Origin of the sequence: Clostridium sp. J1101437_171009_A5, from assembly GCF_015547905.1 — a bacterium.
GTDB lineage: Bacteria > Bacillota > Clostridia > Oscillospirales > Oscillospiraceae > Pseudoflavonifractor_A > Pseudoflavonifractor_A gallinarum.
Genome location: NZ_JADMVY010000004.1, coordinates 1 through 22,825, shown reverse-complemented (window position 1 = coordinate 22,825; position 22,825 = coordinate 1). Strand labels below are relative to the sequence as shown.

At 51.8% G+C, this 22,825-nt stretch carries 24 protein-coding genes and 1 pseudogene; 11 read left to right on the top strand and 14 right to left on the bottom strand.

The window, feature by feature from the left end; all coding sequences use genetic code 11:
* Positions 1 to 138: 138 nt before the first annotated feature.
* Both I2C21_RS07205 and I2C21_RS07200 read right to left on the bottom strand, forming a co-directional pair.
* Complete coding sequence (locus tag I2C21_RS07205; RefSeq protein ID WP_195278878.1) at positions 139 to 420, bottom strand: hypothetical protein; 282 nt, start codon at positions 418 to 420, stop codon at positions 139 to 141.
* 171 nt (positions 421 to 591) lie between these two features.
* Positions 592 to 2,565: a hypothetical protein gene (locus I2C21_RS07200; RefSeq protein WP_195278877.1), complete on the bottom strand. Its 1,974-nt coding sequence runs from the start codon at positions 2,563 to 2,565 to the stop codon at positions 592 to 594.
* A gap of 860 nt (positions 2,566 to 3,425) precedes the next feature.
* Here I2C21_RS07200 and I2C21_RS17795 point away from each other — a divergent pair.
* The 6 genes from I2C21_RS17795 to I2C21_RS07170 all read left to right on the top strand — a co-directional run bounded on the left by I2C21_RS17795 (position 3,426) and on the right by I2C21_RS07170 (position 7,559).
* Positions 3,426 to 3,617, top strand: a complete 192-nt coding sequence (locus I2C21_RS17795) for a transcriptional repressor (RefSeq protein ID WP_195278876.1) — start codon at positions 3,426 to 3,428, stop codon at positions 3,615 to 3,617.
* Between the two features lie 251 nt (positions 3,618 to 3,868).
* On the top strand, positions 3,869 to 4,165 hold the full coding sequence (locus tag I2C21_RS07190) for a hypothetical protein (protein WP_195278875.1): 297 nt from the start codon (positions 3,869 to 3,871) through the stop codon (positions 4,163 to 4,165).
* A 125-nt stretch (positions 4,166 to 4,290) separates the two neighbouring features.
* Positions 4,291 to 5,292, top strand: a complete 1,002-nt coding sequence (locus tag I2C21_RS07185; protein ID WP_186963258.1) for a metal ABC transporter substrate-binding protein — start codon at positions 4,291 to 4,293, stop codon at positions 5,290 to 5,292.
* Between the two features lie 15 nt (positions 5,293 to 5,307).
* A complete protein-coding gene (locus tag I2C21_RS07180; RefSeq protein WP_195278874.1) occupies positions 5,308 to 6,027 on the top strand; it encodes a metal ABC transporter ATP-binding protein in 720 nt (239 codons plus the stop codon).
* Positions 6,015 to 6,860: a metal ABC transporter permease gene (locus tag I2C21_RS07175; RefSeq protein ID WP_186963259.1), complete on the top strand. Its 846-nt coding sequence runs from the start codon at positions 6,015 to 6,017 to the stop codon at positions 6,858 to 6,860. The genes I2C21_RS07180 and I2C21_RS07175 overlap by 13 nt, the downstream gene beginning before the upstream one ends.
* 15 nt (positions 6,861 to 6,875) lie before the next feature.
* Entirely contained in the window at positions 6,876 to 7,559 is a 684-nt protein-coding gene (locus tag I2C21_RS07170; protein WP_207730604.1) for a hypothetical protein, read from the top strand.
* A gap of 160 nt (positions 7,560 to 7,719) precedes the next feature.
* Here I2C21_RS07170 and I2C21_RS07165 read toward each other — a convergent pair whose 3' ends face one another.
* On the bottom strand, positions 7,720 to 8,055 hold the full coding sequence (locus tag I2C21_RS07165) for a helix-turn-helix domain-containing protein (RefSeq protein ID WP_101691274.1): 336 nt from the start codon (positions 8,053 to 8,055) through the stop codon (positions 7,720 to 7,722).
* A gap of 137 nt (positions 8,056 to 8,192) precedes the next feature.
* Here I2C21_RS07165 and I2C21_RS07160 point away from each other — a divergent pair.
* Positions 8,193 to 9,161, top strand: a pseudogene (locus I2C21_RS07160) (HAD-IC family P-type ATPase); the annotation flags it as partial.
* 409 nt (positions 9,162 to 9,570) lie between these two features.
* Here the strand turns inward: I2C21_RS07160 and I2C21_RS07150 are convergent.
* The 11 genes from I2C21_RS07150 to I2C21_RS07100 all read right to left on the bottom strand — a co-directional run bounded on the left by I2C21_RS07150 (position 9,571) and on the right by I2C21_RS07100 (position 19,477).
* Complete coding sequence (locus I2C21_RS07150; protein WP_195278872.1) at positions 9,571 to 9,843, bottom strand: MATE family efflux transporter; 273 nt, start codon at positions 9,841 to 9,843, stop codon at positions 9,571 to 9,573.
* Entirely contained in the window at positions 9,830 to 10,762 is a 933-nt protein-coding gene (locus I2C21_RS07145) for a M14 family metallopeptidase (RefSeq protein WP_195278871.1), read from the bottom strand. Before I2C21_RS07145 ends, I2C21_RS07150 begins: the two co-directional genes overlap by 14 nt.
* Entirely contained in the window at positions 10,759 to 11,559 is an 801-nt protein-coding gene (locus I2C21_RS07140; RefSeq protein ID WP_195278870.1) for an ABC transporter ATP-binding protein, read from the bottom strand. The genes I2C21_RS07145 and I2C21_RS07140 overlap by 4 nt, the downstream gene beginning before the upstream one ends.
* The gene (locus tag I2C21_RS07135; protein WP_195278869.1) at positions 11,552 to 12,382 is read right to left on the bottom strand and encodes an ABC transporter ATP-binding protein; all 831 of its coding nucleotides are present in this window, start codon (positions 12,380 to 12,382) and stop codon (positions 11,552 to 11,554) included. Before I2C21_RS07135 ends, I2C21_RS07140 begins: the two co-directional genes overlap by 8 nt.
* The gene (opp1C, locus tag I2C21_RS07130; RefSeq protein ID WP_195278868.1) at positions 12,379 to 13,203 is read right to left on the bottom strand and encodes a nickel/cobalt ABC transporter permease; all 825 of its coding nucleotides are present in this window, start codon (positions 13,201 to 13,203) and stop codon (positions 12,379 to 12,381) included. Before opp1C ends, I2C21_RS07135 begins: the two co-directional genes overlap by 4 nt.
* A 3-nt stretch (positions 13,204 to 13,206) precedes the next feature.
* Complete coding sequence (gene opp1B / locus I2C21_RS07125; RefSeq protein WP_191399448.1) at positions 13,207 to 14,145, bottom strand: nickel/cobalt ABC transporter permease; 939 nt, start codon at positions 14,143 to 14,145, stop codon at positions 13,207 to 13,209.
* A gap of 81 nt (positions 14,146 to 14,226) precedes the next feature.
* Positions 14,227 to 15,828, bottom strand: coding sequence for a nickel ABC transporter substrate-binding protein (nikA, locus tag I2C21_RS07120; RefSeq protein ID WP_195278867.1), 1,602 nt, complete (start codon positions 15,826 to 15,828; stop codon positions 14,227 to 14,229).
* Between the two features lie 127 nt (positions 15,829 to 15,955).
* The gene (locus tag I2C21_RS07115) at positions 15,956 to 16,858 is read right to left on the bottom strand and encodes a LysR family transcriptional regulator (RefSeq protein WP_195278866.1); all 903 of its coding nucleotides are present in this window, start codon (positions 16,856 to 16,858) and stop codon (positions 15,956 to 15,958) included.
* Positions 16,859 to 17,094: 236 nt separating this feature from the next.
* Entirely contained in the window at positions 17,095 to 18,033 is a 939-nt protein-coding gene (locus I2C21_RS07110; RefSeq protein WP_195278865.1) for a hypothetical protein, read from the bottom strand.
* A complete protein-coding gene (locus I2C21_RS07105) occupies positions 18,030 to 18,773 on the bottom strand; it encodes an ATP-binding cassette domain-containing protein (RefSeq protein WP_195278864.1) in 744 nt (247 codons plus the stop codon). The genes I2C21_RS07110 and I2C21_RS07105 overlap by 4 nt, the downstream gene beginning before the upstream one ends.
* Positions 18,761 to 19,477 (bottom strand): GTP-binding protein, encoded by a 717-nt coding sequence (locus tag I2C21_RS07100; protein ID WP_195278863.1) that lies wholly within the window; start codon positions 19,475 to 19,477, stop codon positions 18,761 to 18,763. The genes I2C21_RS07105 and I2C21_RS07100 overlap by 13 nt, the downstream gene beginning before the upstream one ends.
* 169 nt (positions 19,478 to 19,646) lie before the next feature.
* Here I2C21_RS07100 and I2C21_RS07095 point away from each other — a divergent pair, with 169 nt between their 5' ends.
* From I2C21_RS07095 to I2C21_RS07080, 4 genes are read left to right on the top strand one after another with little or no spacing between them, the layout of a single operon-like run.
* On the top strand, positions 19,647 to 20,321 hold the full coding sequence (locus I2C21_RS07095) for a Crp/Fnr family transcriptional regulator (RefSeq protein ID WP_195278862.1): 675 nt from the start codon (positions 19,647 to 19,649) through the stop codon (positions 20,319 to 20,321).
* 23 nt (positions 20,322 to 20,344) lie between these two features.
* Complete coding sequence (locus I2C21_RS07090) at positions 20,345 to 21,397, top strand: ABC transporter substrate-binding protein (RefSeq protein ID WP_195278861.1); 1,053 nt, start codon at positions 20,345 to 20,347, stop codon at positions 21,395 to 21,397.
* Between the two features lie 5 nt (positions 21,398 to 21,402).
* Complete coding sequence (locus tag I2C21_RS07085; protein ID WP_195278860.1) at positions 21,403 to 22,152, top strand: ABC transporter permease; 750 nt, start codon at positions 21,403 to 21,405, stop codon at positions 22,150 to 22,152.
* A 3-nt stretch (positions 22,153 to 22,155) separates the two neighbouring features.
* Positions 22,156 to 22,752: an ATP-binding cassette domain-containing protein gene (locus tag I2C21_RS07080; RefSeq protein WP_195278859.1), complete on the top strand. Its 597-nt coding sequence runs from the start codon at positions 22,156 to 22,158 to the stop codon at positions 22,750 to 22,752.
* Positions 22,753 to 22,825: the final 73 nt, after the last annotated feature.

Below are 22,825 nucleotides of genomic sequence, written 5' to 3'. Positions count from 1 at the left end.
TTATAATTCGGCCCATTAAGGGTTCTCGCAGAAATTTTTTACAAAATAACTGGAACCGCTTTCCAGCGTCCATTTGTACGCACCGAAAATGCTTTTTTGTCCCAACACTAATGTATGGGACAAAAAATGACTCCCATCTTATGCTGTGACGGTAAAAAAACGATAACAACAGGAGGGCTCTTCTTTGATACTTCGAATATCTTTTATGGGAATCTCTCTCAAACACCCAGACTCCAAATTAAGAGTCCATACACTTGTTTGTTTTGGATGGAATGCCAGAGCGTAATTTCTATCGTCATCTAAAAAGCGTTCTTTCCATGCGTAGACTACCATAAATTCTGTTGGTTCAAATTGACTCCCTGCTGCTTTTTGAAATTCGATCCATAACTCTTTTTCGGTAATAGTCTGTTCAGCCCCCATAAGCAATCCCCGCCCTTATTTTTCATTTTCTGTTTTCCATTCTCGCTGGGTTTCTCCTTCTCCAAGCCCTTCGGTTCACCGAAGGGCTTGGAGAAGGAGAGGCCTAATAGCCTCTCCTTCCCCCAAAACAGGGAATAAAGCTAATCTATTCTAATTGGCATAATCCTATCTTTAAGATTTTTTCCGATCTTGAAGCGCACGCGTCGTCCAGCTGGAATTATGTCTACCCGTACTGTGCTCCTCCGTACCATAGAGGGCGAGGCTCCACTGGCGGGTTGTTCCGTTATAATCATCATAATGGAAGGTCAGAGAACCGGATAGATTGTTTGGCAGCTCACTTCCCAGCAATGTGTTCAGCGATTCAGGAAGGGTAATATAGTAACCAGGTTCAGGAATACCGTTTTCCCGGGAGATGGGTTCACCGTCGCCAGCAACTACGCCTACATAACCCCGGCCGCCGGAATAGACGATAATATCCGCGGGAGTGATGGTCAGAGGTTCCATGGGCTTCGGTTCGACTTTGCCGTGAGCTGCTTTCAAATATAGGTGGGTCACTGATCCTGCGGTACTGATTGTGCCGGCAAGCGGCTCGCCACCACTCCAGTCCTCCGTGTCGGGACAAGTCCAGCGACTGTCCGGGCCATCGGCATACCAGCCGTCAATGGCGTGATTACAGGCAATCAGGGTGAGGTCGCTCATACCACCGGGCAGCACCGCGCCGCTAACACCAGTGCTTCCTTTACGGAGCATCAGATCATCTCCAGCAACGCTTGCGGTATTATTGTGGATCACAGCCTTACTCATATCGCTGGAGCCACCACTGAGCACTACACCGCCGCCGCTGGCCGCCATGTTTCCGGTTACTGTGACCGCACCGAAGTGGATGCCGGTCTGGTGTATGGCCCAGAGGCCACCGCCCTCGCTGTCTGCAGTGTTGTTGTGCAATACTGTGCCTTCACCCAGGATTGTATTGCCTCCACCCAGAAACACACCTCCACCATATTTGGCGGAGCATCCGCTGATCTCCACACCTGAGATGCGGATGTCTGCCTGATTATTGTTGACATACAGATACAAGCCGCCGCCCCATAGGCCAGGGGCAGAACAACCAGATATCTTTCCCCCGGTAATCTCTATGTCGACCGGTTTGGCTGTGTATGCGAAGACAGCGCCGCCGCCATAACTGGAGCCGACATGTCTGCAGTTCTTAATTTCGCCGCCTGACATTCTAAAATATGGTTTTTCCGATGAATCTCTGTTGGCAAGGATCCCCACAGCACCGCCCATATACCCAGAACAGCTTTGGATTGTGCCTCCTAACAAATTGAACCTTGCGTTGTCGGTAATCAGTACACCACCCGTCACAGTTGCCCAGTTCTCACAGTCGGTGATGCAGCCGCCGTACATATTAAATGTTGACCAACCCTGCAGAAAGACACCGGCAGGCTGTCCACCTGCCCGGGAAGGTCCTATGGTCACACCGTCGTACATCTCTAATATAGAAGATTCACGCATATCAAAAATGCAGTTGGTGTCCTCTCTGGAATAAATGGTAAGTGTTTTATTATATCCTTCTTTACCCAGATGCAGCAGCGATGGACTTTCCATAATAATAGAGCCACGTTCAAGGCAAATAGAATGATTTTCCCCCAGCAGAGTTGCCTCTTTGGAGAGCCGCAGCGCAGTGTTGCTGCTGTTGTTAATTGTAATATCTCGCAGTAGCTTGATGGAACCGCCATCCACCACGGCGAACGCTTCTGTCAGGCTGCCTGCAATCCACTGGCCGTCATATGTTTCATAGAGAACTTCGGCATTTGAATCCAGTTCCGCTTCAACTCCCGAGACTGAATATTCCGTGGATTCTTCGGTCACCTCTGTTTCTGCTGTCGGCACCGTATCTGATACGGTAGCAGGCTGTTCCACTTCGTCCAAAGGCTGGCTGAACACTTCGTCTCCCGATGCCGTGGCCAGGTCCACATCGGCCGCTTCATCGGATATGGTTTCTGCGGTTTCTGTGTAAAGCATGTCGGAATCCATCGCCGTATCCAGGGCTTGTGCTGATACGGGGCTCCAAAATGAACACAATAAAAGAACGGTAAGCAGCAGCGCTACCCATCTTCGGCGCTTTTTTGTATAGGATATCATGTGTTAGTCATTCCTCTCCTTTTTATAGATTTGTTGCTTTTTAAAATCTTGCAACAAGGATACGAGTCAATGCTCGTTTTGCCATTTTAGCATGCCATGCGTTCTTCTTATGGCATAAATGCGTTCCTTATGCGTTCCTGTATTCTATTTTTATTCCATCAACAAGAAAAAATGGCACGCAGAAGCGTGCGGTATATCTGTCTCCCAGGCAAAAAAGAAGCAGAGAAGGCCAAAGTCCTTCTCTGCTTCTTGCTTTTGAATCTGCTGTCTATATCAACAACGCTAAACTTTGATATAGTTTTTTCTCTCCGTTCTTCCGTCGGAATGCGGGACAGATTATTGCCTTTTGTCAGGATTTTCGACAAATACTAGTTATTCCGTACCATACCATCACAGATAATCTGCCAACCGCGCGGTATATATCTGAATTTACCGCAGGGCCAATCACCGGTGCACAAAGGCCAAAATCGCATTGCTGCCAGATCCATATGAGCAGTTGTAATCAAGGAACATACCTTCCCTACAGCTCCAATGAGGGAAACTATGAAGAAGATGAAAGACCATGCAGCGGCAGCTATCGTTATACTACCGCGGATATAAAAAGTACTGGATTAGATATCCAGTTTCCAGAGATATTTCTTTGATTCCCTTTCTTCGGCTTCAAACTCAACACCTACTTTCTGACATAATAAAGCTTTGTTTTGATGTATAGCATCTTGCAAAACACGTCAGCATCTGTTATCATTGTGGTTACCTTTTACTAACCGTTTAAAAAATTAGTTTTCTCTTTAGATTTTGTACTGTGCCAATTATCATTGACAGCGAATGCCACATATGCCATATTGATTTGCCCATTTCAGGTGAGGAGCCATGACAAAAAATATGACACCCGGCAACGAGATCATCTGATTCCTTTTCTGGAGCAGCATATCGACCAACCGCTATCTGTCCGGGAAATTGCCCAGGCACTGTGCGCACAGCAGATCAGCCTGAGCGCTGTCTACCGAAATCTTTCCCATTTGGAGGCAGCAAGACTTCTCCCCCCACTCTGACAGGCCGGCAGCTGGGAGGCATATTACCAGTATGTGGGGACACCGGGCTGCCCGGCCCACCTCCATATGTCCTGTACCCGATGTGGAAAGAGCTTTCACATGAATACAACGCATGCCAAACACTTGATCTGCATCATGTTAGAACAGGATGGGTTCGACCCGGATATTCTTAGATACTGTCTTATATGACATCTGCCAAGACTGTCATCATTTATAGTGTCATTCCCCATCTACAAAGGAGTGAGAAGAATATGAGCAAAAGAACGCGCTTGAGCGCCGCCTGTGGAGCGGTGCTGTTGATCTTTGCCCTGATTTTCTCTGTGCTCTTTGTGGCTGTTGAGGCTAATCATGACTGCAGCGGTGAACATTGTACTATCTGTCATCAGGTTCAAATCTGTCAAACACTTCTGGAGCAGCTCTCCACGGTCCGCGCTACACTTGCCGGGACGACGGTACTCTGCTTCTTTGCCGTGCTTCTCGTCCTGCGAACTCAGAGGGCGATCATCGCATCTTCGCCAGTTTTACTGCGGGTAAAGCTACTGAATTAAACAGAAACCAGAGACAAGGGGTCGAGTCTGCTCAAGCAGAGCAGACTCTTTCGGCGCACGCCCAGAACCCCTTGTATTTTTGCACCCATTTTTAGTTTCTGTGCCAATTCGGAGGTTTTATCTATATGAAAAAAGTAATTTGTATCGCACTTTCTCTCATGCTGACAGCCGGGATGCTCACAAGTTGCCAAACGCCTTCCGCCTCGAAAAACCGTGGCGAAAAGTTGCGGATCGTTACCACCATTTTCCCTGAGTATGACTGGGTACGGGAGATTGTAGGTGATCAGGCCGACCGTATCGAACTTACCATGCTCCTGGATGACGGAGTGGATCTCCACAGTTTCCAACCTACTGCCAATGATATGGTGACGATTTCCAACTGTGACCTGTTCCTTTACACCGGGGGAGAATCGGACTCTTGGGTAGAGGATGCCTTATCTAACCCTGCCAATTCCCGGCGGGTAGCACTGTGCCTGATGGATGTGCTGGGAGATGCTGTGAAAGCAGAGGAAATGGTGGATGGGATGCAGGAAACCGATCATCATCACGACCACGAGGATGAGGATGAGCACGACCACGAGGATCATCCTCATGATGATGAGCACATCTGGCTCTCATTGAAGCATGCTGCCGTTCTCTGCGGTGCCATCGCCGATACATTAGGAACCATTGACCCTGACCATCAAAATGCTTATGCTGAAAACGCTTCCGCCTACATCCAAAAGCTGACCGATCTGGACGCGCAGTACCAAACTGCCGTGGAAGTATCTCCCAACCGCACCTTGCTTTTTGCCGACCGGTTCCCGTTCCGGTACCTGGTAGATGACTACGGGCTTACTTACTATGCGGCCTTTTCCGGCTGCTCGGCAGAAACAGAGGCCAGTTTTGAGACGGTAGCCTTCCTGGCCGGCAAGGTAGATGAGTTGGCTCTCCCCTGTGTGCTGACCATTGAAGGGACTACCCACAGCATTGCTGAGACGGTAATTGGCAATACCAACGCGAAGAATCAGGATATCCTCATGCTGGACTCCATGCAGGCAGTAACTGCTGCCGATGTAGCAGCGGGAGCCACATACCTCTCCATTATGGAACAAAACCTGGAAGCACTGAAGACCGCACTGCGCTGAGAGGAGCACCATGACATGATCCAGATGAGCTGCAAGGGCCTGACCTTAGGTTATGATTCCGCCTTGGTGCAGAACCTGAGTTTTACCGTGGCCGAAGGAGACTGCCTATACATCTTAGGGGAAAACGGCGCTGGAAAATCCACCCTAATGAAGACCATCCTGGGGCTGTTGACACCTTTGGAGGGCTCAGTGGACCTGGGCGGCGGAGTGCACGCCAACGAGATCGGGTATCTGCCTCAGCAGTCGCAGGCCCAGCGGGATTTTCCCGCCACAGTCTGGGAGGTTGCCCTATCCGGCTGTCAAAGCCGGTGCGGGCTGCGCCCCTTTTATACGCAGGAAGAAAAGGAACTGGCGCGGCAGTCCCTCCGGCGTATGGATATGGAACGATTCTCCAAGCGTTGCTATCGAGAGCTATCGGGAGGTCAGCAGCAACGGGTGCTGCTGGCTCGCGCTCTATGTGCCGCCCGGAAGATGTTGCTTCTGGACGAGCCGGTGGCTGGTCTAGATCCGGCAGCAAGCCGGGAATTCTATCAGATCATCGCCCAGCTGAATGAAAAAGACGGCGTGACTATCCTGATGATTTCCCACGATATGGAGGCTGCACTCCGCTATGCCAGCCATATTCTCTATCTGGGGGAGAAGGTGTTTTTTGGGACCCGGGATGCCTTTGCTCAATCCAATTCTGGACGCCGGTATCTGGAGCAGGGAGAAGGTGGAAGAGCATGGCACTGCTGATTGAGAAGTTAGCTCAATACTGGTCCTATCCATTTGTTCGATACGCCCTTGTGGTGGGAGTGCTGGTAGCCCTGTGCTCCTCCCTGCTTGGAGTCACACTGGTACTCAAGCGGTTCTCCTTTATCGGGGATGGACTATCCCATGTAGCTTTCGGGGCTATGTCGGTGGCATCCGTCCTAAACTTGACCAACGATATGCCCCTGGTTATGGGAATTACGGTGCTGTGTGCCATCCTGCTGCTGGGTACAGGCCGGAATGCCAGAATCAATGGCGATGCCGCCATGGCCATGTTCTCCGTGGGAGCGCTGGCTGTGGGCTATCTGATAATGAATGTATTTTCCACCTCTGCCAACCTGACAGGAGATGTCTGTACCACTCTTTTCGGTTCCACCTCCATCCTCACTCTCACCAAAACCAAGGTCTGGATGTGCGTAGCACTTTCAGTAGTGGTGGTGCTCTTGTACATCTTTTTTTACCATAAAATTTTTGCCGTCACCTTTGATGAGAGCTTTGCCTCGGCCACCGGAATCAGGGCAAAGGAGTACAACTTGATCCTGGCTGTGGTAACAGCAGTGGTTATCGTGATGGCCATGAATCTGGTGGGCTCTTTGCTGATCTCCGCTCTGGTGATTTTTCCGGCTATGGCTGCCATGCGACTGTTTAAAAGCTTCCGGACAGTTACCATTTTTGCAGCTGTTTTTTCTGTATTCTGTGCCACCGCCGGGATTCTCACATCCATTCTGGCCGGCACTCCGGTGGGTGCCACCATTGTTACCGCAGATATCCTGCTCTTTGCACTTTGCACCCTTGTGGGATGGCTTAGAAGGAGATGACCTATGAAATGCCCAATGATTCTGCTCCTGGTCGGAATCTTGTTCCTGACCTGCTCTGCATGCGGTGGAAATGAAAAAAACGCACAGTCTAAAGAACCGTCCCCCTCATCTATTTCGCAGCAGTCAGAACCACTTCCGATGGATCAACCGTCCAGCGAGCCTGAAGCCACTATTTCCCCCAGGGTGAGTTCGTCTCTCTCTCCATCTCAAGGGGACAACTCAACCAGAGATATTCAAGCCCTGCAAGGAACTGCTTCTGCTTCCAATGGAGATAAAAAGAAGCATTCGGTTGAAAAAACACAACCGGATTCTGGAAAGGAGGCTCCTGCAGCTGTGGATTTGGATCTGACTACCCTCAGTAGCACCATGGTATACGGAGAGGTATTCAACATGATGTCGACACCGGACGATTATATCGGAAAAATCATAAGGCTGAATGGACTCTTCACGGTATATCAAGAGCCCGAGACAGGGCAGGTCTATTGCGGCGTGATCGTACAGGATGCCGCGGCCTGCTGTGCGCAGGGATTTGATGTGGTGATGCCAGACCATTTCCGCTACCCCGATGATTATCCTCCGACGCAGTCAGAAGTAACTATAGTTGCTACAATCCAGGCCGATCGTACTCTGGAGTATCTTGGAATTTTAACTCTCCGTCTGGAGGATGTCACCTTCGAGCATATCGGTACCGCTCCGTAATTAAGTCTCTCCTTTCTTCCTATTATTGTACTTTCCGTTCCAAACCGTTCACCTCTAATTGCAAAAAGAAAAGCAGACCTCCCCACAAGGGGAGAATCTGCTCATTTTATAGTCTACGTGTAAATTTACGCCCATCAACCAAATGAGCCAAACGATTCGACTACTGCTTGTCTGAGGATGCATGCTGGATCAACACGTCAATAACATCATAGATTCTCGCCTTATCCTCCAAGGAAAGACTTTGCATCTGGTCTAAAATGACAGAATTTTTGACTTGATATCCATGATCCAATAAATCGTATAACAGCATGTCCGCAGAAACACCCAGCACATTTGCAATTTCAATGAAGGTCTCCAGTGAGGGCACTTTTTCTCCTCGTTCCAAAGACCCAATATAATTTGTGCTCAATCCGGTTTTCTCAGCCAGATCTTCTTGGCGCATTTTCTTACTTCGCCGGAAATTACGAATATTTTTTCCTATAGACTCAAGTTCCATTGTGATACCTCCTCCTTGTATTAGAGTATCACTAATAGTATAAGTTGAGCCAAGCGGACATCAAACAATCAATCAGAGTTGAAGCAATGCTCATTGTTGGGATATCAGTGCAAATTTAAGCTACTTATCAAGTGATGGCAGTAGCAGCTGCTGATACCATTGTATTTGACAAGACCGGCACCCTGACCCATGCTTGCCCCCAGGTGGCACAGGTGATCCCCTTCGGTGGTAAGGATGAACGGGAGATGCTGCGGCTGGCCGCCTGTCTGGAGGAACATTTCCCCCACTCCATGGCCAATGCCGTGGTGGAGGAAGCCAAACGCCGGGGCCTGACCCATGAGGAATATCACTCCAAAGTAGAGTATTTGGTGGCACACGGCATTGCCAGCACAGTCAACGGTGAGCGGGTTCTCATCGGTAGTGCCCATTTCGTGTTTGAGGACGAGCATTGCCGGATTCCGGAGGGAGAACAGGAATGCTTTGAAGCGCTGTCACCGGAGTATTCCCACCTGTATCTGGCTATGGGCGAACAGCTGGCGGCAGTGATTTGCATCTCTGACCCGCTGCGGGCGGAGGCAAAAGAAGTCCTCGCCACACTCCGTGAGCTGGGAATTTCCAATACGGTTATGCTCACCGGTGACAGCCATCGCACCGCTGCAGCCATTGCCGCTCAGGTTGGTGTGGATGACTTCCGATCCGAGGTACTTCCTGCAGACAAGGCGGACTATGTAGCTCGACTCCGTCAGGAGGGCCATACCGTCCTGATGGTAGGCGACGGTATCAACGACTCGCCGGCTTTGTCCGAGGCAGATGCGGGCATTGCTATCAGCGATGGCGCCGCCATCGCCCGAGAGATTGCAGACATTACCATTGCCGCTGACAGCCTTTGGGAGCTGGTGGAGCTACGTCAGATCGCTATGGCACTCATGGCCCGCATCCACTCCAATTACCGCTTTGTCATCGGCTTTAATGGTACTCTGATCGCTCTGGGCATGGCCGGAATCATTCCTCCCGCCACCTCGGCTATGTTGCATAACATCTCCACTCTGGGCGTCAGCTTGCGGAGCATGAGTGCATTACCGCTCGCCAAAAAGAAACCGCTATAATAATCAAGGAGAGGCAGTCAATAAGATTGTCTCTCCTTTCATTTTATAATTTTGGCTTGTGTTCGCTGAAAGCTTTTGATCCTGTATTTTGTAAACGCCGAAGTGCGAGCATATTGCACGACTAAGCTGGTACAATGGCAGTGCTTATACCAGAACCCAAGACACCCGAGGATGGACATGGGCCCACTCCGTGAATCAACAGTACATTGAGTGCAACATTAACCCCGTTTCCTATCACATTGGCAATCAGAACACTACGCGTATCGCCTACCCCAATCAGAACGCCATGCAGGACAATTGCAGGGCCGGAAAAGCCAAGATTACCAATAACTGAAGCGCCACGGCCAGCGCTCCAGCATGCCGTAAAAGCGGAACAGTGCAGATCCATGTAAGAAAAAGAAATGCAGACTCACAGAATCAGGGAAGCCCTTGCACAAGCGGTCAGCGGACAGTCCGGGTTCTGTCCTCGCAGACGAGCCGCATAGGCGCTCAATGCAACAGAATAAGATTGGGTCAGATAGAGGATCACCATACGGGGCTGCGAAAAAATACCGACCGCCGCCACTGCTGTGGTCCCCAAAGCGGAGACCATCAACAGATCAGCAGCGGTCAGCAGCATGAGCAGCAGCCCTTCAGCCGCTGCCGGCCAGGCCAATTTCCAGAAAGCTTTATGTGTGCCCATAGGCAATTAACGCTTCTCCCATATGAACACCCAATGCAACCGTATGGTAGAGAACAACGCCGTCAAATTTTGCACGCACCTCCTGCAGCAGTTCCCCTGTCAAGGATTCCAGACGTCCAAGAACCTCTCCCATACAAATATCCTGGTTTTTCGCCACCAGAGGGTACCAAAAGCCGTCAGCGTCAGATTCCACATAGTTGGCCTCCACAATTTCCTGCTGAACCCGGTTTTTCTCGCCTCCAGGCAGAATACCCAAGTGTCCCATCAATGCATAGACATCCGCCTTGCATGCGTCCACCTCCGGCTGAGACCATCGCCCCTGGCCTCCCCGTTCAATGAGCAATGCAGGAACGCCTCTCTGTACCGCCCAGCTATACAAACCGTTTCTGGCAGTGGAACGCACTCGATAGTCTACAGAAAGCACCTTTGCCGCCTCCAGTGCTGCCGCATTGACATCTTTTTCACCGGCTGTCGGGAAAAAGACCAGCGGATGGAGGGACTCATTGCAGTCTCCACTGTGCAGATCTGCCAGAAAGTCGGCTGAGGAATAGAGAGCATCCTCCAATGCGAAGGCCAACCGTCGGCCAAGACTTCCGTTTCTGTCGCCCGGAAACGCCCCATTAAGGTTCACGCCGTCCTCAGGGATCACGCGCTTCGCCCCGGCATAAAACCCATAAGGATTTGCCAGAGGCAGCAAAATGACATTTCCCGTCATGGCATCTGGGATCAGCTCCTGGGCCAAGATTCGAAGTGCCTGTACACCCACATACTCACAGCCATGCACGCCGGCGGTCACCACCAATGTCCGACCGGGATTTTTGCCACACAAGCAGACACACTCCAGCGGCTTAGCATCTGGAACCGGAAGCTGCACCCGCTTCTGTTCGCCGGGCAAAATGGTCTCACCACAAAAAATCATACGGCTACCTCCTCGTCGGCATCAAAGACCACGATGGACTCCAGCAAACGGCGGGCATACTCGTCCCTGGTCTGACTGATCCGGCTGACCGGCATATATTCTGTCACATGCCCCTGATATAAGAACAGCACATCATCGCACAGATAGGTGATCGAGGTCAGGTCATGGGTAATGAAGATATAAGTAAGCCCCAGTTTCTCCTTCAGTTCCCGCAGCAGATCCATTACCTGAACCTGTGTATGGGCATCCAGGGAGGAAATGGCTTCATCAAAGAGAATGATCTCCGGGTTACAGGCCACAGCTCGAGCGATACACACCCGCTGGAGCTGTCCACCGGATAGCTCATGAGGGAAACGCTTTGCAAACTCGGAGGGTAACCCCACCAGTTCCAGCAAAGAGGCCGTTTCCTTGTCACGATCCAGTCTGCTTCCCTCCCGGCGTTCCCGTACCGTAAGTCCTTCGCCGATGATATCCTTCACCCGGAAACGGGGATTGGCAGAGGTGGTATAATCCTGAAATACGACACTGAGCTTGTTTTGCAGATTGCGCCGTCCAGCGCGGGATGCATAAACGGATACGCCGTCCAGCTGAACTTCTCCACTGTCAGGCTTGAGCAAACCACACAACACTCGTCCCATGGTGGATTTTCCGCTGCCCGATTCTCCCAGAATCCCCAGGCATGTACCTTTTTCTACCCGCAGAGAAACATCAAATAAAACCTGCTGGCGGGTATGCCCAAAAATCTTATCCTGACGCTCACTGCGGAAACTGACGCAGATTTTCTTCAGTTCAAGCATAATTTCGCTCCTTCCCCTGCAGCACCTGGCAGTATCGGCGCATCACATCGGCTCGTTTTTCTACCAGCAGCTTTGTGTACGGATCTGAGGCGTGGTGAAGGATATGCTCAAAATCTCCCCGATCTACCACCTGGCCCTGATTCAGCACCACAATGCGGTCTGCTACTCGGGAAATGGCATTGAGATCGTGAGAAATAAAAATCATGGCTGTTTGCGCTTCTTGTTTGATGCGGATCAGCTCATCCAAAATTTCAAACTGTGTAATCGCATCAATCGCCGTGGTGGGTTCATCTGCCACCAGTAGAGCAGGTTCCATGGAGGTGGCAATGCCGATCATGATGCGCTGAAGCATACCGCCGGAAAGTTGGTGGGGGTATTTTTCCAAGACCTCCTCTGGATTCCGGATCCGCATTTTTTCCAGCAGTTCCAGTGAGCGGCTGCGAATCTCATCCGCACTCCAGTTGTTGTGAGCCAGGAAGGTTTCAGAAATCTGCTGTCCAATGCGGTAGAGAGGGTCAAAACAGGTCATAGGGTTTTGCAGCACAATACCCACCTTGCCGCCCCGCAGACGGCGCAGTTCCTCTGCGCTTTTCCCCAACAGTTCCTCACCTTGAAGGCGGGCACTGCCGGAAACCAGGAAGCTTTTATTCAGCAAACCCATAGCAGCTTTAATGGACATGGATTTTCCGCTGCCCGATTCGCCCAAAACGCCTAAGCACTCGCCCGCACGAACAGAGAAGGAAACACCCTTGACCAGTTCAATGTTTCGGCGGTGTTGACGAAGGGTCACATGTAAATCGGTAAGTTCCAAAACCGGGATCATTTTTCCACCTCCTTGGGATCCAACACATCCCGCAGCGCATCACCCATCAGGTTAAAGCAGCACACCAACACCACGATGGCCACACCGGGTGCGATCATCTGTACCGGATTGCTGGTCAGCACTTCCTTGGCCTCGTTCAACATGGCACCCCACTCCGGCGTAGGTGCCTGTACACCCAAGCCCAGAAAAGACAGTGTGGAAATATTGATGATTGCCCAGCCCACGTCCAGGGATGCCAGAACTGCCAGATCCGAGGTAATGGAGGGAAGCAGATGCCGGAAGAGGATAAATCGCTCCGGCATGCCCACACAGCGGGAAAACTGTACAAAGTTCCGGTCCCGGTACTGCATGACGCCGGTACGGATCATACGGGCATACCAAGCCCACTTGATGAACACATTGGCGATGATCACGTTCTGTACGCTGATACCCAGCAGTCCGACCACAGCAAATACCATGATCTGGCTGGGGAAAGAAAGCATCACATCCACCACACGCATGATAACTTCTTCTACTACGCCCCGGAAATATCCAGCCATGATGCCGAGTAATGCACCCAAGCCAATGGTGCCCAGCATGGTCAGAAGCGCCAGTCCTAGTGTAGGACGGATGCCGTAAATGAGCCGCGACAAAACACACCGTCCCAAGTGATCCGTTCCAAGGGGATATTCCAAACTGTATTTCGCAAATTTGTTTAGAATATCCGTTTCATATGGATCGTGAGGGGCCAGAACCGGCGCCAGAATTCCAATTGCGGCAATAATCAGCACAAAGAGCACAGTCATTACTGCTGTGCGATTATGAAAAAAGCGTTCTCTCACTGCTCAGCTCTCCTTTCTCAGTCTGGGATCCGATACGGTCTGGAGCACATCAAAGACCAGATTGAACACCACGAACAACACGCCGATCAGCAGCACATAGGTCTGAATGACGGGCAGATCCCGATTAAAGATAGAACTGATGCACAAAGTTCCAAGCCCCGGCCAGGAGAACACATTTTCCACTACGATGGTGCCCGCAATCATTTGTGGAATGCTCATACCCATAGCCACAATGCAAGTGTGCATGGAGTTTTTCAGGATATGTTTGACCATAATAGACTTCTGAGGCAGACCGCGCACATTGGCATAGAGCACATAGTCCTGATTCATATTTTCCAGCATATTATTTCGGATCAGCCGGATATAGGTAGAAATATAACTCAGCGCCACCGTAAAAGCCGGCAGGATGAGATGCTGCCAAGTGCCACTTCCATTGGTGGGCAGAAGGTCAAGCTTTACGCTGATACCCCACATTAACAGCAGTCCCACCCAGTAGGCGGGCATAGCAGTGGAAATAAAGATAATGGCCCGCATGATCTTATCAAACCATCCGTCCTTGTAAACCGCACACAAAAAGCCAATGGGTACGCTCAGTATAAGCACAATCACAAAGGATACCGCAGCCAACTGCAATGTTGCAGGCAGGCAGCGCACCAGTTCCCCCGCTACAGTACGGGCAGGATTGACATAGCTGATGCCAAAGTCACCATGCAGACACCCCAGCACCCAGTCAAAATACCGGACAATGAACGGCTTGTTCAGACCCAGCATTTCCTCCATTTCGGCGATTGCTTCTTCCGTGATTACCGGCATCTGTTGGACTCGCAGTGCTACCTCGGCCGGATTTGATGGAATAAGATTGATAAATACGAAGCAAACAAAGGAAATTGCCAGCAACAGCGGAATCGCCAGCAACAGCCGGCGGATGACATAGCGTTTCATAAATTTCCCTTTCTTTTATGGTGATCCAGTTCCAGCAGAAGGGCCGCTCCCGAAGAAGCGGCCCTTCTGTGACACAGGTGATTACTCAAAATACATGTCCGCAAAGGGGACATCATACTGATCGCTGCCAAAATGGACGCCCTGTAGTTCAGAGGTATAAAGGGCCTTGTTGCACTCATAGGTCAGGGGGATGTAGACGGCATCCTCGTGGAGGCGAGTCAGCACAAAGGTATACAGTTCCTGACGCTCGGTTTCATCTGTGGAGGTAAGAATATCGGTGATGGCCTGGTCAATTTCTGCCTTATCCTCCAGACCCAGCTGCGCAGCATAGTCGCCGTAAACCGGGGCGCGCATTGCAGCCAGAGAAGACTGAGGATCATAGGGCATCCCCCAGCAGATATTGAAGACCATGTCAAAGTTGCCCGCCTTCATATTGTCTCGATAAGATTGCTCTTCCTCGCCGTGAATATTCAGAGAAATACCCAGCTTCTGATACTCACTCTGAAGATACTCAGAGATGGTCTTTTCCGTCACGCTGTCACTGTTGTACAGCAGATCCAGCTCCAGCTTTTTACCATCCTTCTCACGGATTCCGTCGCTGCCCATCACCCAACCAGCTTCATCCAGCACCTGTCCTGCAATAGCGGTATCGTAGGCATAGGGCTCCAAATCCACATCGCAGTAGGGAACGCTGGTCGCATACAAGGTGTCGGCTGGCTGCTCCAAGCCATAGAAGATGCCTTCCGAGATGGCCTCCCGGTTGGTGGCGTGCTGGAGAGCCTGACGGACAGCCTTATCACCCAGAATTTCGTGTGTAGTATTCAGAACAATGTGGCGGGTAGAGGTGGGCTCAGACAGGCTCACCGTAAACTGATCGCTGTCCACATACTGGCTGATTGCATCGGCATCCAGCATGTTCTTGCCGAAGATCAGGTCAATTTCTCCCTTTTTCAAAGCCATGATACGGGTCTGGTTGTCTGGAATGACCTTGACGGTGATCTTCTCAATGGCCGGAGCCTCGCCCCAGTAATTCTCGTTGCGCTCAAATACAGCGTATTCGTCAGTAACAAAGTCGGTCAGCACATAGGGACCTGTTCCGATGTAGCCCTCCACTCCATCCTTGGTGCTGCCGTTAATCATACAGTTGGGCGAGATCATCGCAAAGGGACGAATGCAGCCCAGCTCGGTAAGCATGGGATAGTAGGGCTCGCTAAGCTCAATCACAAACGTATCGCTATCCGGCGCGGAGACTCCCACCAGCAGGTTCATCATTTCCAGCCAGGTATGCCGCTCCTTGTTTTCGATAATGGCGTTGAAATTCGCCAGAATAGTATTGGCATCACACAGCGTTCCATCCGAAAAATAAACATTATCACGGATATTGAACGTATAGACGCAGCCGTCTTCGCTGATGGTCCAGCTCTCTGCCAAACAGCCCTTATAGCCATCATCCGTGATACTCACCAGGGTATCGTAGAGAATACTCTGGGCATACATCTCACCGGCATACAGATGGGGATTGAGATCCCGAATGTCCCGATAGTTGACGAAGACCAGCTCATTTTTTGCCTCTTCCCCCGTACCGGATGTGGTCTGGCCGGGATCCGAGGTCTGGCCACAACTAGCCAGACAGGTGAGTGCAAGTGCGCCGCTCAATACGGCAGAAAGTAGTTTTCTTTTCATTTTTCCCTCCGATAAGCAGTGTCGAATTATCAACCGACTGTTATTCAGTATACAGTAGTTAGCAGCAGCTTACCAGAGCACAAATTTTCATGGAGAACTATAACGATTTGTTATAGTTCTCCACTGCTTACAGCATCTTTCGAAAACGCTCTACTACCCACCGAGCATGGGCAGACAGTGCCCGCTCCGGGTTAAATACATACCCCATTTGTAAAAATGGCTCACACCCGTTAATAGGAAGAGACTTGATTGCGTACTGGGTATACGGTTCATGCATAAAATCTAATCCCAGACTACACACATCAGAATGAAGCAAAAGGTCAATAATCAGATGGTCACTGTTGGTATATACCACATGATGGAGCTTTTCGTTATCAATGACGCCCATACTGACGCGTTCAAGATGGTGCTCCATGGAGAAAAAATCTCTCACGCCCCGCATGAATTTCAGATTAGAAAGATCCTCAAAATCGATACTCTCGGTATGATAAAGCGGGTGACTCGGCCCAACATAGACGCAGATCTTTTTAACATCCAGAGGTACAAACTCTAAGTTCTTATGGGAAAGAATATGCTGAAAGGTTTGAACCTGTTTCAGCGCAACATATACAATCCCGATCTCAGAAATTCCTTGGTGAACATGATCGGTAATTTCCTCCACACTTCCCTCGTGATACTCGATGTGAAACTGCGTCCCCCACTCTTTATAAAAATCGACCAGCAATCTTGAAATCATATTGCTGGGATATGTGGATAACCGCAGGCTGTTATAGGTATCAGGAAGGGAGAGTGTTGAAATTGTCGCAGCCGCTTTTAATATGAGATTGGCATACTCAAGAACCGTCTCACCATATGCTGTAGGGCGAACCCCCTTCCCGCTTCGAGATAATAGAGGCCGCCCCAATTCATTTTCCAATGTACGGATCGTTTTGCTGATATGTGGTTGAGATGTGTAGAGGCAAGCAGCCGCTTGAGATAAGCTTCCTTTTTCACAGGCCACCGAAAAAAACTCAAGTTGTTTGATATCCATTTTATTTCTCCCATTCTATCAGTTAGCTATCGCTAACCGATTATACACTTGTTTATACTACATTTCAACAGTCTGGAACAAAAGCTATCAGCATGTATCATACAATTAAGTGCGAATTATTGATACCACACCTTCTCCAGTACTTGATGGACATTAGATATAACAAGAGAACATAAGGCCCCCCAACCAGAAACTGTGTGGCCGGGGGGCATCATAATATATCCACAAATCAGTACTTAATCATGCAGATTGTTGCTAGCCTTCCAATCCGCTGCCTTCGAAAGTTTTTGGCAGTATAGTCCATAAAATTCATCGTGTGTCAAGGATGCAAGCCACTCAAAAGAAGGGCAGCAGGCGCTGGGACTCTCCTGCTGGCTTTTTCCCTGGGCGTGCTCGGGATAAACGATCAGATCTCCGTTGGCAGCATAAAAGGAACAAAGCTCCTGACACAAAATCTCTTTCACCATACAGCAGGCAATCCACTGGGGAACCGAAGTGCGGGCACAGAAGTAGGACGGGATCAGAACAGGTCCTTCCCGGGGGAGCCGAAGAAAGGTCTCCTGTCCGTCTGCCCGCAGGGCATACAGAGAGGGCACAAGGGCAGTGGACGCCTGCCCCTGACGCACGGCCTGAAAGGCGCCAATGGGCATATCGGTCACCAGACTGCGCTCCAGCAGCGCTTCTGCTGCCTGAGACCCCCATCGCTCCCAGACTGTTTTCACTACGGTTTTGACCGCCGAATTGTTGATGCCGCCCAATGCCAGACCGTTCCAGTCAGCCAGGGCGGTATGGCAGCAGACCTCCGGTTCCCTCGTATAGTAGACCAGAGGAATGGACAGGAACGGCAGCAGAAACGGCCCTCGCTCCACAGCATCCAGCATAGGACCGGAACGCAGGGACATCCAGCTTCGCACCGGATAGAGATCACCGTTCAGTTTGCAGAAAATGTCTGGATCTTCGAATACCTCCAGATCGGCAGAAACGATGAGGTCGGGAAGAACGGCATCCGGCCGGGCCAAATATTCAGACATGTGCTCCGGATATCCCAAGCCGAAATAGCGCACTTCCAATTGGATCCCATCGGGGAGCAGCTTCTGCGTCAGCGCATCCAGGAACGCCTTCTCCTGTCGGTGAAGTACGCAGATATGATTCCAGTAGAGCAAAATATGTGTCATGCCAGGAGTTCTCCCTTTCGTAACAGCGTCTGATAACGACGCTGGGTTTGGTATTCGGCTTCTAATTGCTGATAGAGGGCCGCTTCAGCCGGAGAACGTCCCACTACTGCGGTAATTGCGCCGCCGCCAAGGACGATCCGCTGCTCCGACATCAACGCTGTATGGGGGTCATGGGTGACCACCAGAACCAGCTTGTCCTGACGGCGAAGCAAATGCAGAGCCCGCTGCTTGTCGATCCCGGCGTTTTCAATCTCGTCAATAAGTACGATGGGGCTGTCACAAACGAGGGCGATATCCCCGATCATCAGGGCCCTTGACTGCCCGCCGCTGAGCTGGTTGAGGCTTTGACCCAATGTTACGGGTTCCGGCGTGATCTCGTTCACTAATTTCAGAATTTCTTCCGGGGTGATCTCCCGGCTGCGGCAGCGAGCGTGCAGGCGTAAAAAGTCTTCCACCGTGGTGTCCAGAACAAAGCGCATGTTCTGTCCAAGATGGGCTACCAGCTGACCCGACAGCCTCTGCCGATGGCAGCGGGATACGGAAGCTCCATCCAGTAAAATGGTGCGTCCGGTAACCGAGTCTCCCTGGGCCAGCTGCTCCACATCTTTGATCAGCCGGGACTTCCCTGACCCTGTGTTCCCCACAATGGTGTACAGCTGACCACGTTTGAGATGAATGGGCAAAAAGGATTCTACCGTTCCGCGCTTGTCATGCCCCGGCAAAATGGTCAGGCACTCCATACCGGCGCCTCCTTTCCAAAGTCGATCTTACCCACAACGCCCTGCTGGAACGCTCCGCCTACCCGGCGTTCTCCCACACAATAGGAGCATACCCCGCTTGGCATGGTATGGCGAAGCACATCCTCTCCGGAGCTACAGTTGGCGGGCTGCTCCAGCAGCCACTGCGCCAGGCGGTCGATGCCATATCCGGCCAAGCTATCTACCGGGAACAGCGCTGCCTTTGGGTTCAGCTCCCCAATTTGCCAGGAAATGATCTCCAGCTCAGCCTGGGAAACCATATCCGTTTTGGTCAGCACCACAAAGTCCGCCTGGGTGAGCATGGGGCCAAGCTGTCCCGGCGCCTTGCAGCTGGCAGTACAGTCCAGGACGCATCCCGCCGCCATGTGGATGGTGGCAGGGGAACAGCGATGACACAGGCCCGCTGTCTCAATCACTAATGTATCGCAGCGCTGTCCGTCCGCCCAATCCCACAGCTCAGGCAAATTGGACACAAGGAAGTGATCCGGGCAAATATCCCCGCTCAGGCCAGTGACACAGGGTAAGCCCAGTTCCTCAAAGACTGCGGCATCTCCGCTTTGCAGGCAGTCGATCTTGCAAACGCAGGGGGGTGCCCCGCTCTGCTTGAGCAGCGGAAGAAGAGATCGCAAAACAGAGGTCTTCCCTACTGCAGAAGCTCCAGAGAACAAGAAAATGTGATTTGGCATGCGTGCACTCCTTCCCAGACATCCAGTTAGCATTAACTTACCATCTAGCTGTACCTCTTGTCAGTATCAAGTGAGACTTAGAGCGCAGCTTTTTTTCTTGACGAAAGCGATATTAGGCATGTACAATAATATATGGTTAGCAAAAGCTAACTTATTGAAATGAGGTGAGGTGTTGGAACAAACTGAGCTGTCTCAGAAGCTGGCGCTTTCTGCTTTGCTGACAGACGTTACACTGCCTGGGGAAAAGGTATCCATCCAGGTTTTCCGGTGTGGGCAGATCGTCAGCGACACTCCCCGGGGGATCCCATCCATCGGTCTGATCACAAGGGGCAGGATCGAGGTCTATTCCGTAGCATTGGACGGAAAGGATATCCTGCTCAATGAACTGTCGGCCGGAGAGTGCTTTGGCATCTGCAACCTCTTGGCTCAATCCGAGCTGGAAACTGTACTCAGATGCAGCGTGGAGACAGAGATCCTCTATATCCCGAAAGCGGTGCTGCTGGAGTCCATGGCTGCTGATGGCACCCTTGCCCTCCGGTTTGCCGCAGTTTGCAGTGAAAAAATCCAGTTTCTTTTGAAGCGGATCGAGCTGCTCACCATGCAGTCCTGCCGGGGGCGGGTCATCGCCTTTCTCCTTGCCCATAGCAATAAAGGCGGCGAGGTAGTCTTTCGTGGTTCACGGGAGGATCTTGCCCGCCATTTGGGCGTCAGTCGTGCCGCCCTGTTCCGGGAGCTGGCAGCGCTGCAGACCATGGGAGCTATCGAGTCCCACGGGAATCTGTTCCATGTAATGGATCCGGGCCAGCTGGAAGATCTGCTCTATCATCCATCCAACACCAAATAGACCACCCAGAAAGGAATACGATCATGAAAAAGCTCTTGTCTCTCATTTGTTCTCTGTCTCTGTCTGCGGCGCTTCTTGCTGGCTGCTCCTCCACCCCCCAGGAGCCCACCGCCTCTCAGACACCCTCTGATTCGGAAACTCCCACCACCAGTCAATCGGTCACGACGGAAGCCGTGGATGTGAAGATTATGGCCCTCAAGGGTCCTACCGCCATGGGAATGGTGCAGTTCATGAGTGAGAGCGATAACGGCTCCATAACCGACAACAACTACGACTTTACCATCACAGCCATGACAGATGAGGTTTCTGCGGCCCTTTCCCAGGGTACCACAGACATTGCCGCAGTTCCGGCCAATCTGGCTTCCGTCCTCTATAACAACACAGAGGGCGGCGTACAGGTTCTGGCGATCAATACGCTGGGTGTGCTGTACATTGTCGAGAGTGGGGATACCGTTGAGTCCATGGAGGATCTGCGTGGCAAAACCATCTATGCCAGCGGGAAAGGCGGCACGCCTGAATATGCTCTGAACTATGTGCTGGCCCAGAACGGCATCGATCCCACCAGTGATGTGACCATCGAGTGGAAAAGCGAACAGGCAGAATGCCTGGCTGCGCTGACCGCTCAGGAGAATGCCATCGCCATGCTGCCCCAGCCCTTTGTTACCACCGCCCAGAGCAAAAGCGACAGCATCCGAGTGGCCCTGGATCTGACGGAGGAGTGGGACAAGCTGCAGGCGGACAGCGAGACGCCCTCTACACTGGTCACCGGAGTGGTAGTGGCCCGGACAGAGTTTGTCCAGGAGCATCCCGAGGCTGTCTCCTCCTTCCTGGATCACTATGCCTCTTCCGTGGAGTTTGTCAACTCCAATATCGCGGATGCCGCACAGCTGGTCGGTTCCTATGACATCGTCACCGCGGAGGTTGCCCAGAAAGCCATCCCCGCCTGCAATATCGTCTTTGTAGAGGGTGCCGAGATGAAGGACAAGCTGTCCGGCTATCTGACCGTTCTCTTCGACCAGAACGCCAAATCTGTGGGCGGCACTCTGCCCGCTGACGACTTCTACTACAGCCGCTGAGGAAGATGAAACGCGCCGGAATACTACGGCCCTGGGCGGTGTTTGTATGGCTTCTGGTCTGGCAGATCGGGGCCATGGCGCTGGATCAGCAAATCTTACTGGTCTCGCCCATACAGGTTCTGGCCCGGTTGGGGGAGCTGGCCCTTCAGGGGTCGTTCTGGAAGGCCGTGGGATTTTCCATGCTGCGGATTACCGGCGGCTTTCTTTTTGGGGCAATAGTGGGTACCGTTCTTGCAGCGTTCTCTGCCAGGCTGCGCCTGGTTGAGGAGCTGCTGGCCCCTCTTCTGCTGGCCATCAAGTCCATCCCTGTGGCCTCGTTTATCATTCTATCCCTGATCCTGTTTTCTTCCCGCAATCTGTCCATCCTGATCTCGTTTCTGATGGTTCTGCCGGTGCTGTATTCCGGGGTTCTGGGCGGGATCCGTGCCATGGACCGTCAGATGCTGGAAATGGCACAGCTGTTCCGAATTCCCACGCTCCGGCGGATCCGTTATGTGTATCTGCCCCAGGTGCTGCCCTATTTTCAGGCGGCCTGCGCCTCCGCTTTGGGCCTATGCTGGAAGTCGGGGATCGCCGCCGAGGTCATCGGTATGCCCGCAGGCTCTATCGGCGAGCGGCTTCAGCAGGCCAAGGTCTATCTGGACACGCCGGATCTGTTTGCCTGGACACTGGTCATCGTACTGGTAAGCCTGTTATTTGAGCGGTTCTTTTTGGTAGTGCTGAAACAGGCTGCGCACCACTTGGAGAGGATGTGAGCCATGCAGGATATTGTGATGCATGCGTTATGCAAGTCTTTTGGGGAAAAATCGGTGCTGCGGAATGTCTCCGGCACACTGGCAGCCGGCCGCATCACCGGGCTGATGGCTCCTTCTGGTGCTGGAAAAACCACGTTGCTGCGGATCCTTATGGGGCTGGAGCAGGCGGACAGCGGCTGGATCGACGGTCTGGATGGTCTCCGCCTCAGCGCAGTATTCCAGGAAGATCGTCTGTGTGACCAACTGGACGGCGTATCCAACCTCCGCTTGGTAACTCCGTCCCTGAGCCGGGCAGAAGCCAGAAAAGCTTTGGAGACGGTGGGGCTTGCCGACTGCATCGGTCAGCCCACCCGGGAGCTTTCCGGAGGACAGCGGCGCAGAGTGGCGATTCTCCGCGGTCTGCTGGCCGACTATGACCTTCTGATCCTGGATGAGCCTTTCAAGGGCTTAGACCGGGAGACCAAACAGCTGGTGATAGAGGATACTCAACGCCGATGCATGGGAAAAACCGTGCTCCTTGTCACCCATGATCCCACAGAGCTGGATGCGCTGGGCGTAACCGAATTGCTGACAGGACTGGAATTGAACAGCCCAGATTGAGCGGACAGTACAGAAAAGAGCCCTGATAGGAAATATTGAGATTTAAGTGGAGAGGCGTCGCTTGCGCGACGCC